This is a genomic window from Streptomyces europaeiscabiei (assembly GCF_001550375.1).
GTDB lineage: Bacteria > Actinomycetota > Actinomycetes > Streptomycetales > Streptomycetaceae > Streptomyces > Streptomyces europaeiscabiei.
The window spans coordinates 1-14,039 of sequence record NZ_LRTR01000076.1 but is presented as its reverse complement, the minus strand read 5'-3'; the positions used below and the strand labels follow the sequence as shown (position 1 = coordinate 14,039).

The following is a 14,039-nucleotide window of genomic DNA, read 5'->3' as shown; positions in this document are numbered from 1 at the left end:
ACTGGCGCGCACGCCGCCGCGGTCCGTGCCCTGCCCGCTCGCGCCGACGGCCACCCCTCATCCGGGTCGGTCGGCGGCGGTCGCGGGCGGTGCGTCCGGTGGCTGACGGGTGTCACCAGGGACCGGACGCGGCTCGGGGTGTGTGAAGTCAGAAACTCGATCATGGAGCTGATCACGGAGTTGATCGAGGAGTTGATCAGGGACTCGGCCCGGATCTGGGGGCAGGAGATTGATCGAGGTCTTGATGAAGGTGACCGGGGCGAGGTTCTCGGCGAGGCCGTAACTGACCTCTTCTGTGCACAAGTTGATCGCCGGTCCGGACGGGACGCGCACGAGGTCGGCGTCGGCCAAACCCTCACCCACCGTCGACAGGCGTACGAACATCGTGGTGCGCCCGCCGACGCCCCTCAGGAAGTCGGCGTACCCGGAACGGCGGTTCCGGTCCGCGGTGGCGCCTGGGCGCGACAGGACAGATGTCGGCGCGGCCGCGGACCGGAAGTTCGGGAGGCGATCCGCCTCAGACCTGGGCGCCGGAGAGGCGTTCCACTGCCCGCAACAGGGCCGAGTGGTCCAGGCCGCCGTCGCCCTGGGTGCGCAGGGAGGCGACCAGTTGGGCCACCACGGCGCCGACGGGCAGGGCGGCGCCCACGGTGCGGGCGGCGTCGGTGACGATGCCCATGTCCTTGTGGTGCAGGTCGATGCGGAAGCCCGGCTTGAAGTCCCGGTTCAGGAAGTTGTCCTTCTTGCGGGTCAGCACGGTCGAGCCCGCGAGTCCGCCGCCCAGCACGTCGAGCGCCGCCTTCAGGTCCACACCCGACTTCTCCAGGAACACCACGGCCTCGGCGCACGCCTGGAGGTTCACGGCGACGATCAGCTGGTTCGCTGCCTTCACCGTCTGCCCCGAACCGTGCGGACCGCACAGCACGATGGTCCGGCCGAGCGCCTCGAAGACCGGCTCGGCCTCGGCGAAGTCGGCCTGCTCGCCGCCGACCATGATGGACAGCACGGCCTCGATCGCACCCGCCTCACCGCCGGACACGGGGGCGTCGAGCACCCGGATGCCCTTCTCCTTCGCGGCCTTCGCCAGGTCGACGGAGGTCTGCGGGGTGATGGACGACATGTCGATCAGCAGGGCGCCGGGCCTGGCGTTCTCCAGGATGCCGGCGGGGCCGTACGCGACGGCCTCGACCTGCGGGGAGGCGGGCACCATCGTGATGACGACGTCGGCGTCGCGTACGGCCTCGGCGACGGAGGCCGCGGCCGTACCGCCGGCGGCGGTCAGCCGGTCGAGCTTGTCCTGCTCCAGAGTGTGCCCCGTGACGTCGTATCCCGCCTTGATCAGGTTCTCGGACATGGGGGAGCCCATGATGCCGAGGCCTATCCACGCGACCTTGGGGAGATTGCTCATGGTGAGGAAGCCTCTCTGACTGTTCTGCTGCGTCTTCGGGATGGGCTGCGGCCGTGGGGCGGGCCCGCCGCGGTGGGGCCGGGCCATGACTGCGAGGCGGGCCCACGACGGTGGGGTGGGCCTCAGCGCGTCGCGCGGGCCTCACGGGGGAGCCACTCGAAGGCCTCGGCGCTCGGCCGGTCGCCCGGCTTGTACTCCAGGCCGACCAGGCCCTCGTAACCGGCCTTGCCCAGCTGGTCGAGGAGGTCCTCCAGCGGGACGGTGCCGGTGCCGGGGCCGCCGCGGCCGGGGTTGTCGGCGATCTGTACATGGCCGGTCCTGCCGACGTACTCGGTGATCACCCGCGGCAGGTCCTCGCCGTTCATGGACAGGTGGTAGAGGTCCATCAGGAAGCGCGCGTTGCCGAGGCCCGACGCCTCGTTGACCTTGTCGACGACACCCACGGCGGCCGGTGCCGACACCAGGGGATACAGCGGTGACTCCACCTTGTTCAGGACCTCGATCAGCAGGATCGCGCCGATCCGGTCGGCGGCCCGAGCCGCCAGGACCAGGTTCCCCAGTGCGAGCGCGTCCTGCTCGGCCGGGTCCACACCGGCGACGCGGTTGCCGTACAGGGCGTTGAGCGCCTTGCAGCCGACGGACCCGGCGAAGTCCGCGGCCACGTCGATGTTGGCGCGGAACCTCTCCGACTCCTCGCCCGGGATCGACAGCGTGCCCCGGTCCGGACCCGGCAGCACACCGGAGTAGAAGTTCAGCCCGGTCAGCTGCACGCCCGCGTCCTCCAACGCGTTCTTCAGGGAGTCGAGTTCGGACTGTGCGGGGGTCGGGGAGCCGACCCAGGGCCACCACAGCTCGACCGCGGTGAAGCCGGCCGCGGCGGCGGCCGCGGGGCGCTCCAGGAGGGGGAGTTCCGTGAAGAGGATCGACAGGTTGACGTTGTAGCGCTGCTCCGCGAATCCCATGGGGCCTCAGGCGCTCCCTTCCGTTCCTATTTCCATATTGTGGAAATTGGTTTCTGCTTAATGGAAGACTGTCGCCGACTGTCGAGGCTTGTCAAGAGGGCTCGGTGGAAAACGGCGCCGCGCGTTAGGTTGTGCCCGTGCGATTGAGAGTGGAGTTCACGACCGAGCCCTTCGACCTCGACGAGGCCCCGGCGCACGCGCTCGTGGCCCGTGAGGTCGTCGAGGCGGCCGGGCTGGACGCGGTCGATGTCGGCCCGTTCGGCAACACGGCGGAGGGGGATGCCGACGCCGTGCTGACCGCCGTGGACACCCTGCTGCGCCGGACCCTGGAGTCCGGCGCCACCCGGATCTCGCTCCAGGTCAACGTGGTCGGGGAGGGCGGCGCGTGACCGGCGACGGCGACGAGCCCTTTGTCGCGGCCGTGAAGCCGCTGGTCGACGCCATGGGCGGGGTCATGCTGCCGCCGGACGAGGCCGGCCCCGACGATGTCGTCCTCTCCTGGGAGGGTGTCGACGTCGTCGCCGTACGCCTGCCGCAGCTCGCCGAGTCGCTGGACCACATCCTGGCCGCGATGGAACGCCGGAAGGGCAGGCCACTGGCGGACCTCGACCGCAAGGCCAAGCAGGAGGTCGTGCGGATACTGGAGGCGCGCGGAGCCTTCTCCGTGCGCCACGGCGTGGAGACCGTCGCGAGCGCGCTCGGCGTCAGTCGCTTCACCGTCTACAACTACCTCAATCGCGAGAAGGAGGCCTGAGAGGGCCTCAACCGTGAGAAGGAGGCCCGAGAGGGCCTCAATCGCGAGAAGGGGGCCTGGCAGGGCCTCGCCCGGTTCCGCCGCGGCCGGAGACCTCTTCGGGAGCGCCGCCGTAACCGCGATTTTTCAACAAACTGTTGACGTGGTGTCGTCGCAGGGCGTTAGCTGGCCGAAGCCAGTCCAGCACCACGGCCACGGAGGCTCCCGTGACTTCGCGTTCTTCGACACCGGGCCTCGCCCGCTTCAACACCCTGGAGGAGCACGCGGCAGCCGCGGCGCTCCACGAGGTGTGCGCCTCGGCGGAATGGGGGCGCAGGCTCATCGTCGGCCGCCCGTACGACACCGTCGAGGAGCTCTTCGCCGCCAGTGACGTCGCCATGGCCGAGCTGACGGAAGGGGACCTGGCGGAGGCCATGGCCGGACACCCGCCGATCGGCCGCCCGAAGCCGGGCGACCCGACCTCGGCCCGCGAGCAGCGCGGGATGGCCGGCGCCTCCGACCAGCTCAAGGCGGAGATGCTCGAACTGAACCTGGCCTACCAGGAGAGGTTCGGCCATGTCTTCCTGATCTGCGCCACCGGCCTGACCGGCGAACGGATGCGCGACGCGCTCAGGGAGCGGATCGGCAACGCGCCGGAGCGGGAACGCGAGATCGTCCGCACCGAACTGGGCAAGATCAACCGCATCCGCCTGGCCCGGCTCGTCGAAGGGGAAGAGGAAGCCCGATCATGAGCACCGCCACGACCGCCTCGGTGTCCACACACATCCTGGACACCTCCGTCGGCCGCCCCGCCGAGGGCGTCGCCGTCCACCTCTCCGCCCGCTCCGGGCGTGGAGCGGGCTGGCAGACGCTCGGCGGCTCGGCGACCGACACCGACGGCCGGTGCAAGGACCTCCCGGCGCTGCCGGAGGGCACGACCCACGTCCGGCTCGACTTCGAGGTCGAGCCGTACCTCGCAAGGACCGTCGCACAGACCGTGAACAAGCAAGCCGATGCGCAGCAGGACGCCCCCGCGAATCGGGACAGCGGTGCCGTGTTCTTCCCGGAAGTGGCGATCACCTTCGCCGTGAACCCCGGCGAGCACTACCACGTACCGCTGCTGCTCAACCCGTTCGGCTACTCCGTATACCGAGGGAGCTAGCACCCATGCCCATCCTGGGACCGAACCAGTACGGCAAAGCCGAGAACCGGGTCGTCAAGATCACGCGGGACGGCGCCACCCACCACATCAAGGACCTGAACGTGTCCGTGTCGCTCTCCGGCGACATGGCCGAGGTCCATCTGTCGGGCTCGAACGCGAACGTCCTGCCGACGGACACCACCAAGAACACGGTGTACGCGTTCGCCAAGGAGCACGGCATCGAGTCCGCCGAGCAGTTCGGCATCCACCTGGCCCGGCACTTCGTGACCTCCCAGCCGGCCATCCACCGGGCCCGTATCCGCATCGAGGAGTACTCCTGGGAGCGCATCGAGCACGGCAACGAGGGCGCGCACTCCTTCGTCCGCAAGGGTCAGGAGACCCGGCTGGCCCAGATCACGTACGACGGCTCGTCATGGGAGGTCGTCTCCGGGCTCAAGGACCTCACGGTCATGAACTCGACCGACTCCGAGTTCTGGGGCTACGTCAAGGACAAGTACACGACCCTCCCCGAGGCGCACGACCGTATCCTCGCCACCGAGGTCTCCGCCCGCTGGCGCTTCGACTGGGCCGACGACGAGCGGGACATGCCCGACTGGGAGGAGTCCTACGGGCAGGTGAAGCAGCACCTGCTCCGGGCCTTCGCGGAGACGTACTCGCTCTCGCTCCAGCAGACCCTGTACCAGATGGGTGCGCGGATCATCGACAACCGCGACGAGATCGACGAGGTCCGCTTCTCCCTCCCGAACAAGCACCACTTCCTGGTGGACCTGGCGCCCTTCGGCCTGAAGAACGACACCGCCGACGGCGCTGTGTACTTCGCCGCCGACCGCCCCTACGGCCTGATCGAGGCCACCGTCCTGCGGGACGGGTGCGAAGCGCGGATCCCGGCGGACCTCACCAATCTCTGACGTGACCTCTGACGTCACCTCTGAAGAGACCTCTGAAGCGACCTCCGAAGGACGAACCATGGCAGTAACCCAGCGCATCGTCATCGAGAACGCGGCGATCGCGACCGTGGACGCGAGGGACACCGAGTACGCGTCCGGTCATGTGGTCGTGGCGGACAACGTCATCGAGTCGGTCGGCGAGGGCCGGGCCCCCGAGGGCCTGACGGACGTCGTACGCCGGATCGACGCGAGCGGGCACCTCGTGACCCCCGGCCTGGTCAACACGCACCACCACTTCTACCAGTGGATCACCCGGGGCCTGGCCACGGACCACAACCTCTTCGACTGGCTCGTCGCGCTCTACCCGACCTGGGCCCGCATCGACGAGCGCATGACGTACGCGGCGGCCCAGGGCTCGCTCGGCATGATGGCCCGCGGCGGTGTGACGACCGCGATGGACCACCACTACGTCTTCCCGAAGGGCTCCGGCGACCTGTCGGGCTCCATCATCCGGGCGGCGCGCGAGATGGGCGTCCGCTTCACGCTCGCCCGGGGCTCCATGGACCGCAGCGAGAAGGACGGCGGCCTGCCCCCGGACTTCGCCGTCGAGACCCTGGAAGGCGCGCTCGCCGCCACCGAGGCGACGGTCGACGAGCACCACGACGCCTCCTTCGGCGCGATGACCCAGATCGCCGTCGCCCCCTGCTCGCCCTTCTCGGTCTCCACCGAACTGCTCCGTGAGGGCGCCGAGTTGGCCCGCCGCCTCGGCGTACGGCTGCACACCCACGGCTCGGAGACCGTCGAGGAGGAGAAGTTCTGCCACGAACTGTTCGGCATGGGCCCGACCGACTACTTCGAGTCGACGGGCTGGCTCGGCGAGGACGTGTGGATGGCCCACTGCGTCCACATGAACGACTCCGACATCGAGGCCTTCGCCCGTACGAGGACGGGGGTCGCCCACTGTCCGTCGTCCAACGCCCGGCTGGCCGCGGGGATCGCCCGCGTCCCGGACATGCTGGCGGCCGGCGTCCCGGTCGGCCTGGGCGTCGACGGCACCGCGTCCAACGAGTCGGGCGAACTCCACACCGAGCTGCGCAACGCCCTCCTCATCAACCGCCTAGGCAGCCACCGCGAAGCGGCGCTCAACGCCCGTCAGGCACTGCGCCTCGGTACCTTCGGCGGTGCCCAGGTCCTGGGCCGGGCGCACGAGATCGGCTCCCTGGAGCAGGGCAAGCTCGCCGACCTCGTCCTGTGGAAGCTGGACACCCTCGCCCACGCGTCGATCGCCGACCCGGTGACCGCCCTGGTCCTCGGCGCGGCGGCCCCGGTGACGGCGTCGTTCGTGAACGGCCGGCAGATCGTGGACAACGGCCGCCTGCTGCACGTCGACGAGGACGCGATCGCCCGCTCGACGAGGACAGAGGCCCAGCGGCTGGCGCGGATCGCCGCCGAGGCGTGACCCGTTGAACTCTGGTCGAGGGGGACGGCCCTCGACCAGAGCCGTGGACCCGAGCGGTCCACGGCAGCCGTCTCCGGGGCGCGCACGCCCGTGCGCGCCCCGGAACGGTCCGGCAGTCCGACGGGGGGGTGTGTCCGGTCAGCTCAGGGTGTAACTGTCCCCGTACACCCGCCAGTTCAGGGGCGGGTCCAGAGCGAGGTTGCCCGCCGCCAGGAAGACCCGCTGGGCCGTCTCGACGCGGCTGACGTCGCTGTGGGCCTCCTCCTGCTCCATCGCCCACCCCCGGGCGTCGAGGAAGGCGTGCAGGAACCCGGTCTCGTCGCCGCCTTCGGTGGGGGACGCCGCCTGGAGGAGGGCCCGGCCGCGGATGCGGCCGAAGCTGAGGGCGTCGGTGCCGGGGCCGTGCATGACCATGGCGTCGTAGTAGACGAACTGGCCGAGGGCGCCGAGACCGTCCTCCTTGGCCCGAGCCACCGCCGGGTCGAAGTAGACGCGGTCCCGCTCGTCGCGCTGGGCCGTGCGGAACGCGGCGGTTGCGGCGGCCTCGCGCCAGGCGTCCGGGAAGCCCGGGTCCAGGCCCTCGTGGGAGTCCGTGCCGTTCACCGCGCGCAGCGCGGGCGCATAGTCGGCCAGCGGATTGTCCGCGACCCGCTCGGTGTACAGCTCGACCAGGGCGAGCATGTCGCTCGTACCGGAGCAGAAGCCGATGATGCCGCCCGTGTAGCCACGGCCGTCGCCGATGTCCTCGACGTAGTCGTACTGCTCCTCCCACTCCAGCGAGGAGTTCTCCGCGCTGGACACCAGACGCATGGCGATGTCCTTCTTCGCCGGGTCGTCGAGCCCGGTGTCCGCCGCGGTTTCCGCCGCGGTGTCCGTCGCGGTTCCCGCAGCGGTGGCCGCGTCCGCCGCCCGGTACGCCAGGGCGGGGACGGCGAGCAGGGAGGCGCCGAGGGCGGTCAGCAGCAGACGGCGTGAGGTCGGACGGTGCGAGGCCGGACTCGGTGATGCGGCTCGGGCGGGCGGCAACGGCACGTGTGGTCTCCAAGTGAGCGCGCTGTAAAGGTAATTGAGGGTCGCGCGATCGACTGGGTAAGTCGTGGGCGTGCCGTGGCAGTGGGCTGTGATCCCTCAGGCGAGAGCTGTGAGCCGGTCCCGGACCTGCGCGGCGACCGTGTACGTGTCCCCGGTCGGCTCGGTCGCGAGCGGCCCCGGGTTCCGCGCCCAGCGGTCCTCCAGGGCGAACCAGTCGATCTTCTTCGGTGCCCGGCCCGCCGCCAGCGCGGCCCTCAGCTCCTCGAAGTACGTCGACCAGCGCAGCCGGTACAGTCCGCCGACCAGCCCCGCCCACTCCCGGTTGGCGTAGTCCCGCAGCCCCGCGTCCGCACCCTCCCGCGTCCCCCACACGGTCAGCAGTGACAGGTTGTCGTACGCCAGCTCCGTCCGCTCGGCGGCACCCGCACCCCAGGAACGGGCATCGGCGACCCAGCGGCCCAGCAGATGACGGGAGTCGGTGGCCATCAGCGCGTCCAGCAGATCCATGAGGGAGAGCCAGTCACGGCTCGCCCTGTCGAAGCGGGCCCTGTCGCCGGTGTCGTACGCCGCCTTGATCTGCGGCAGCATGACCCGGCTGCGGTTGGAGAGGGCCTGGCGGGCCACGTCGAGGAGGTCGCGACGGTATGCCGACGAGACTCGCAACTCGGGCCGCACCGCGAGCAGTTCGCCGAGCGAAGGCTCGAAGTCGGCTGCGCTGTACCGGAGTTGCTTTGGCGACCAGCGGCCGGCCCGAACGACATTCAATGCGGGCCGGGCGCCGAACAGGCCGTCGGCGCCCTCGCTCCACGAGTCGGCGCGGGTGGTGCCGTACGCGGTGCGCCGCAGGATGTCCCAGGCGGCCTCGGCATGCGGATCACGGGCCCCGTACCGGGCGTGCGCCCACTCCGCGAACCAGGTCTTGAGGTCCAACTCACCTTCCCGCCAGGCAAGTTCGGAGAAGAGGGCGAAGGCGGCCGGGTTGTTGTCCGCCGCCTCCGGCATCAGGGCGATCCCGTGCAGCCCACTGCCCTCCTTGGTGCGCCACTTCTCGTACAGCGCGGCCCAGTCGGGGGTGTTCGCACCGAGCGCGGTGTGGCCGCCGAAGTTCCAGATCGACCCGAAGGCGTACGGGGTGTCGCCCCAGTCGGCCTCGCGGTCGGTGACCGTGGGGAAGCGGTCGGAGAGGCCGTCGACGACGAGCATGTGCTGCTTGTCGACGGCGTCGACGATGGCCCGGGGCGGGTTGTGCTGCCAGCCGAGAATCACCCAGGTGGCCCCCGGGTGCGACCGCTGGAGCGCCCGCTCGACGCCCTTCGCCGCGTCGGCGACCGGCACGTCACCCGGGTCGCCGCCCTCGTGCAGCAGATCCATCTTGTACAGGGTCGACGGGCCGAACATCTCGTCCTGCACCCGGTAGAACGCAGCCGCCACCGTTGCGAACTCGTCCGTGCGCGGGTCCAGCCAGTCGGGGCGTGCGAAGCCCATCCAGTCGCCCTGCGGGACGGTCCGCGCCCCCGGAACGCGCTCCGCGAACCCGGCCGGGACGGTCCCGAAGTAGCCGGGGAACACCGGCGTCATCCCCAGCTCACGTGCCCGGTCGGCGATCCGGCGGCCGAGGACGGCCCGCGCGTCCAGGAGCTGGGAGGAGACGGGGGAGGGGAAGGCGGACAGGTTCTGCAGCAGCCACCACGGCTGATGGGCCGGTCCCGGGACCCACTCCCGCAGCTCCTCCTCCCCGTACCCGAACTCCTGGAACACCCGGTGGTACAGCGCGTCCGCGCCCGCGTAGACGAGGACCTCGTTGTAGCCGTGCAGCGCCAGCACGTCCAGCTCACGCTCCCAGTACGTCCAGTCCAGGTACGCCCCCGTGTAGCCGTCGTTGGTGTCGTTGAGGGCGAAGCGGTGGGTGACGTTCGCCCGGCGGTCGACCGCCGCGTCGAGTCCGGGCAGCTCGCGCGGCAGCAGGTTCGTCTGCTCGCCCGCCCAGTTGATCTCGGCGTACGCGACATGCCTCAAGTACCAGTTCAGACCGGTGAGCTGGGTGGCCGGTGTGTCACCGGCGATGGTGATGCGCCCGGTGCTCCCCGACACGCGGAAGGCGTCCCGTTCCTGGCCTTCCGTGAACGTGATCTGCCGCCAGTGGTCCGGCAGCAGCCGCCGGGCCGCCGCCGAGGCCGTACGCAGCGCCTTGTCGGTGCGGGGCACGTCGTCCGAGGGGATCGCGCGGGCCGGGGTACAGGCGACCGCGGGACCGGCGGCGAGGGCGGCGAGCAGGGCACGGCGGGCGAGCGGCATGGTGTCTCCGGGGTGCGGTGGGGGTACGCCGTGGGAGGAATACCCGCCGTAGCCGCACTTGTGCACCGACACAGGGCCACACGGGGGAGAACCCGGCGTGAACGGCTCCTTCCGCCACGGCGGCCCGCCTTCGGCCCGGGCCGTGGCCGGATCAGCGGGGGCCACCGGGTGACCGTCAGGTGGCCGATGGACGGCCAGGGGTGGTGCCGTCCCAGGCCATCAGGTTCGCCAGCAGATCCGCCTGCTCGATCGCGTCGTCCAGGGCGTGGTGGGTGTGGCGACGGCGGGAGAGGAGATGCCGGGGCATCGCACCCTTGGCGACCGACCGCAGCGGGACCCCCGCCTTCGTCGCGTACAGCGTCTTCATGTCCAGGCACCCCGAGTGCCCGAACGGGCTCTCGCCGGTGAAACGGATCAGATACCAGTACAGGAACGTCCAGTCGTACGACGCCGGGTAGCCGCACATCACCGGCTGCGCACCGGTACTGACCTCGCGAACCCAGGAGCCGAACTGGCGCAGCGCCGCCCCCGGTTCGGTGCCCTCCGCGGCCAGCCGCTCCCGGTCCAGCCCGCTCACGGCCAGCGCCTCCGGCACGAACTCCCTGCTGATGGGTTGCAGTTCACGGTAGAAAGTGCGCGCCTGCGGATCGGCCGCCGTGAACCCTTCCGCGTCCTGCCGCCCCGCGACGGCCGCACCGAAGCTGAGCATCGAGTACGGCCCCGGTATCGGCCCGTCGGCCTCGACGTCGACGGAGATGTACAGACTGGGCTTGATCCTGCGTGCTGCCATGCGGCGATCATGACGGCCGGACTCCGTCCGGCGCATCCGGATTTCAGCGCCGGGCGAACGCCTGGCAGGGCTGGGAGGCCGGCAGCCGGCCCGTGAAGAACGACGTGGGGGGCACGCCCATCAGGGCGCGGAAGTCAGCGGTGAGGTGCGACTGGTCGTAGTACCCGGAGGCTGCGGCGAGTTGAGCCCACGGGACGGCGGGGGAACGGTGGGTGAGGACGTGCCGCACCCGGGCGATGCGGGCGAAGTGCTTCGGGGAGACCCCGACGCCGTCCGCGAAGAGATTGCGCAACTGCCGCTCGCTGACGGCGAGCCGCCGAGCCAGCCCGCCCACACCCTCGGGGAGCCGCCCGCCCCCTGCCGACACCGCGCGCACCGCCGCCCGCACCAGCGCGGTACGGCTGTCGACGGTGGGGCCGGCGGGGTGCGCGGTGGGCAGCAGCTCCGCCAGGCGGGGCACGATCAACTCCGCCTCCACGGAACGGAGTTCGTCGGCGAGGCGACGGGCGCCAGGGGTGAGGAAGTCGTCGAGCCGGATCACCCGGCCCACCAGGTCGACCGCCGGGACGCCCAACAGCGGTCGGGCGGAGCCCGGTTCGAGGCGCAGCCGCACGCAGGAGACCGGCCGCTCGCTCGCGTGGTACGAGGCGCGGGTCCGCGGGCCGACCACCATGGCCGTACGGTCGCCGTCCGCCCCGGTACGCACCACCAGCTTCACCGCCGTGTCGGGCAGATGGGTGTACGGCCGCCTCGGGTCACCGTCCCCCGACGCCGCCCCGACCTCGACCCCGGCGAACCACGGCCTCAGGGCATCGGGAACGGGTACGGGCACCGTGGGCGACCCTGCCCCGTCCGTGCTCACGGACCGCGCCGCCGACTCGGCCTCGAACGCTCTCGTGCTGCTCACCCGTCCACCGTAGACGCGGCACCCGCGCGGACGGGCCCGCCGACCGTGCCGGAATTTCCTAGAGGTCCGGGGGCACGGTTCGGCACCGTGGTCGGCATGATCCTAGTGACGGGTGCCACCGGCACCATCGGCAGTGAAGTCGTACGGCTGCTCGCGGCGCGCGGCGAGAAGACACGGGCCCTGACCCGGGACCCGGCACGGGTCCGGGTGCCGTCCGGGGTGGAGGTGGTGCGCGGGGACTTCCGCGACCCGGGGACCGTCGAGGCCGCGATGGCAGGGGCCGAGGCGCTCTTCGCGGTCGGTGTGTTGGGGCCCGGGGACGGGGAGACGGACACCCGTCTCGTCGCGCTCGCCCGGGCGGCAGGCGTACGCCGCGTCGTGAAGCTCTCCGCCATCGGCACCGGTGACCCGGCCAGTGGCCCCGGCGGGAACTGGCACCTCCCGGGCGAACGGGCCGTACACGCCAGTGGGTTGGAGTGGACGGTCCTGCGCCCCTCCTCCTTCGCCTCCAACACGCTGAGCTGGGCGGAGGCGATCCGCTCCGGCATGCCCGTGCCCAATATGACGGGGTCCGGCAGGCAGGGCGTGGTCGATCCGGGCGATGTGTCTCAGGTCGCGGTGGAGGCGCTGACCACGTCGGCGCACGCGGGGCGGACGTACACCCTGACCGGTCCGGAGGCGATGAGCACCGCCGACCAGGCCGCCGTGCTCGCCTCGGTGCTGGGCCGTCCGGTCGGGACGGCCGACCTCTCGCCGGACGAGACGCGGGGGTATCTGGTGGCGGCGGGCATGGGGGACACCTATGTGGAGGGAGTTCTGGCCGGGACCGCGTATGTGCGCGGGGGCGGCGGCGCCGAGGTCACCGAGGACGTGCCCCGGGTACTGGGGCGCCCGGCACGGACCTATCGGGAGTGGGCGGACGGCCATCGTGAGGCCTTCGCCTAGAGACGAGGGCGGCGGGTACCCGAACGCGGGGGAGAACCTGCGGCTGCCGAGCAACTGGATCGTCGACTTCCGCCGGCTGTTCGACTTCGGCGAGATCGGCCGGGGCGATCTGGTCGTGCCCGAGGGCGAGTTCAACGTGGCCAAACGTCTCGACACGCTCCTCGTCGACCCGCTGGCCACACTGCCCACCGGCACCTTCGACGGGCGTGGCCGCCCGGCCCCGCCGCCGATCCAGCGCAACCTCGCGTTCCGCAACCTCGCGCGCGCCGCGATGGTCGAGCTGGCCACCGGGCCGCAACTGGCCGCCCAGATGGGCTTCAAGTCGCTGACGGAGGACCAGACCCTGCAGGGCAACGGCGGCGCCGTCCTGGAGGGCCCCTCCGGCACCGAGCGCGCACAGCTTGTGGAGCACACCCCGCTGTGGTTCTACGTCCTGCGCGAGGCCGAGGTGAACGAAGCCCGCCCCGGCAGCCTCACCGGCGTCGGCGGCACCCTCGTCGCCGAGGTCTTCCACCGCGCGATCGAGGGCAGCCGGAGGGCGATCGTGAAGCACCCGGGCCGGCGCCCGAGCCTTCCGTCCCACCGGAAGGGCGCATTCACGATGACGGACCTGCTGCTCTTCGCCTTCGAGGACGACCCGGAGCTGCTCAACCCGCTGGGCTGACCGACGGCCGGTCGTGACTCACCCGGCTTTCCGGACCGTGGGCGCGTGCCCGGGGTCCGGAAAGCCGGGGTCCGTCGCCGCCTTCACAGGCCGAACAGGGTGGAGTCCGTCGCCAGTGCCCGGAAGTACTCCCGCGGATCGGCCACCAGCTTGCGGATCCTCAGGTCCATCAGCCCGCCCACGCCGGTGATCTCCGCCGCCACGGTGCCGTCCGTCAGACGTACGGTCTGCTCGATGCGGAAGGTCTTGCCCTGACTCCACACGAAGACACACGTCACCTCGACCTCGTCGCCGGCCAGCAACTCCCGCCGATAGCTGATCGTCGTCTCCAGCGCCACGGGGCCGACGCCCTTGGCCATCAGGTCGGCCTGACGTATCCCGGCGGCCTGCAGCAGCGACCACCGCGCGTGCTCGCCGTACTGGAGATACACGCTCTGGTTCAGGTGCCCCTGCACATCGGTCTCGTACCCGCGCACGGTCACCGGAACGAAAAACGGCTCGGCCATGACTTCCCCCTACCTGAGGCGAACGGAAACACCTCAGCTTACTGAGCGCTTGCTCAGCCGCTAGGCGCGCCTCGGCGAAGCCAGCAGATACCGCTCCCGGCCACGGGGATCGGTGTGCTCGCTCACCTGCCAGCCGGCCTTCTCCAGAGTCGCCGCACAGGCCCCCAGCGCCGCCGCGTCGGGCTCCCGTACGGCGACGGCCTCCGGCTGGGGTGTGGCCCGCACGCGGTAGCCGCCGCCCGTCCCCGTCCCTGTCTCCGTCGCCGCACCCGCCGGCCGGTGGCCCGCG

Annotated in this window: 16 protein-coding genes and 1 pseudogene; 8 read left to right on the top strand and 9 right to left on the bottom strand. The window is 71.2% G+C overall.

Features of this window, described 5'->3' with window-relative positions:
* Positions 1-57 precede the first annotated feature (57 nt).
* From AWZ10_RS55690 to AWZ10_RS03305, 3 genes are all read right to left on the bottom strand, one after another.
* The gene (locus AWZ10_RS55690) at positions 58-468 is read right to left on the bottom strand and encodes a catalase (protein WP_425264475.1); all 411 of its coding nucleotides are present in this window, start codon (positions 466-468) and stop codon (positions 58-60) included.
* Between the two features lie 49 nt (positions 469-517).
* Positions 518-1,408: a 2-hydroxy-3-oxopropionate reductase gene (locus tag AWZ10_RS03310; RefSeq protein ID WP_046708615.1), complete on the bottom strand. Its 891-nt coding sequence runs from the start codon at positions 1,406-1,408 to the stop codon at positions 518-520.
* 122 nt (positions 1,409-1,530) lie between these two features.
* Complete coding sequence (locus AWZ10_RS03305; RefSeq protein WP_060890385.1) at positions 1,531-2,370, bottom strand: TIM barrel protein; 840 nt, start codon at positions 2,368-2,370, stop codon at positions 1,531-1,533.
* Positions 2,371-2,507: 137 nt separating this feature from the next.
* On the opposite strand from AWZ10_RS03305, the gene AWZ10_RS03300 reads away from it, so the two are divergent.
* From AWZ10_RS03300 to AWZ10_RS03275, 6 genes are all read left to right on the top strand, one after another.
* Positions 2,508-2,759 carry a YkoF family thiamine-binding protein gene (locus AWZ10_RS03300; protein WP_078935671.1) on the top strand — a complete coding sequence of 84 codons (252 nt, stop codon included), beginning with the start codon at positions 2,508-2,510 and terminating at the stop codon, positions 2,757-2,759.
* Complete coding sequence (locus AWZ10_RS03295; protein ID WP_046708604.1) at positions 2,756-3,124, top strand: helix-turn-helix domain-containing protein; 369 nt, start codon at positions 2,756-2,758, stop codon at positions 3,122-3,124. Before AWZ10_RS03300 ends, AWZ10_RS03295 begins: the two co-directional genes overlap by 4 nt.
* Before the next feature lie 206 nt (positions 3,125-3,330).
* Entirely contained in the window at positions 3,331-3,855 is a 525-nt protein-coding gene (gene uraD, locus AWZ10_RS03290) for a 2-oxo-4-hydroxy-4-carboxy-5-ureidoimidazoline decarboxylase (RefSeq protein WP_060890384.1), read from the top strand.
* A complete protein-coding gene (gene uraH, locus AWZ10_RS03285; RefSeq protein WP_046708606.1) occupies positions 3,852-4,265 on the top strand; it encodes a hydroxyisourate hydrolase in 414 nt (137 codons plus the stop codon). The genes uraD and uraH overlap by 4 nt, the downstream gene beginning before the upstream one ends.
* Positions 4,266-4,270: 5 nt before the next feature.
* Entirely contained in the window at positions 4,271-5,173 is a 903-nt protein-coding gene (gene pucL, locus AWZ10_RS03280; protein ID WP_046708607.1) for a factor-independent urate hydroxylase, read from the top strand.
* A 58-nt stretch (positions 5,174-5,231) separates the two neighbouring features.
* The gene (locus AWZ10_RS03275) at positions 5,232-6,611 is read left to right on the top strand and encodes an 8-oxoguanine deaminase (RefSeq protein ID WP_060890383.1); all 1,380 of its coding nucleotides are present in this window, start codon (positions 5,232-5,234) and stop codon (positions 6,609-6,611) included.
* 138 nt (positions 6,612-6,749) lie between these two features.
* Here AWZ10_RS03275 and AWZ10_RS03270 read toward each other — a convergent pair whose 3' ends face one another.
* The 4 genes from AWZ10_RS03270 to AWZ10_RS03255 form a co-directional block, all read right to left on the bottom strand.
* Positions 6,750-7,643 carry a chitosanase gene (locus tag AWZ10_RS03270; RefSeq protein ID WP_279616611.1) on the bottom strand — a complete coding sequence of 298 codons (894 nt, stop codon included), beginning with the start codon at positions 7,641-7,643 and terminating at the stop codon, positions 6,750-6,752.
* Between the two features lie 96 nt (positions 7,644-7,739).
* Positions 7,740-9,938, bottom strand: coding sequence for an alpha-N-acetylglucosaminidase (locus AWZ10_RS03265; RefSeq protein WP_060890388.1), 2,199 nt, complete (start codon positions 9,936-9,938; stop codon positions 7,740-7,742).
* Between the two features lie 175 nt (positions 9,939-10,113).
* Entirely contained in the window at positions 10,114-10,728 is a 615-nt protein-coding gene (locus AWZ10_RS03260; protein ID WP_046708610.1) for a 3'-5' exonuclease family protein, read from the bottom strand.
* Between the two features lie 43 nt (positions 10,729-10,771).
* Positions 10,772-11,635, bottom strand: a complete 864-nt coding sequence (locus AWZ10_RS03255; protein ID WP_244172373.1) for a helix-turn-helix domain-containing protein — start codon at positions 11,633-11,635, stop codon at positions 10,772-10,774.
* Positions 11,636-11,731: 96 nt separating this feature from the next.
* Here AWZ10_RS03255 and AWZ10_RS03250 point away from each other — a divergent pair, with 96 nt between their 5' ends.
* Both AWZ10_RS03250 and AWZ10_RS03245 read left to right on the top strand, forming a co-directional pair.
* Positions 11,732-12,580 carry an NAD(P)H-binding protein gene (locus AWZ10_RS03250; RefSeq protein ID WP_060890386.1) on the top strand — a complete coding sequence of 283 codons (849 nt, stop codon included), beginning with the start codon at positions 11,732-11,734 and terminating at the stop codon, positions 12,578-12,580.
* The gene (locus AWZ10_RS03245) at positions 12,564-13,244 is read left to right on the top strand and encodes a peroxidase family protein (RefSeq protein ID WP_244172372.1); all 681 of its coding nucleotides are present in this window, start codon (positions 12,564-12,566) and stop codon (positions 13,242-13,244) included. Before AWZ10_RS03250 ends, AWZ10_RS03245 begins: the two co-directional genes overlap by 17 nt.
* 83 nt (positions 13,245-13,327) lie before the next feature.
* Here AWZ10_RS03245 and AWZ10_RS03240 read toward each other — a convergent pair whose 3' ends face one another.
* Both AWZ10_RS03240 and AWZ10_RS03235 read right to left on the bottom strand, forming a co-directional pair.
* The gene (locus tag AWZ10_RS03240) at positions 13,328-13,750 is read right to left on the bottom strand and encodes an acyl-CoA thioesterase (RefSeq protein WP_046708611.1); all 423 of its coding nucleotides are present in this window, start codon (positions 13,748-13,750) and stop codon (positions 13,328-13,330) included.
* Positions 13,751-13,810: 60 nt separating this feature from the next.
* Positions 13,811-14,039, bottom strand: a pseudogene (locus AWZ10_RS03235) (hypothetical protein); the annotation flags it as partial.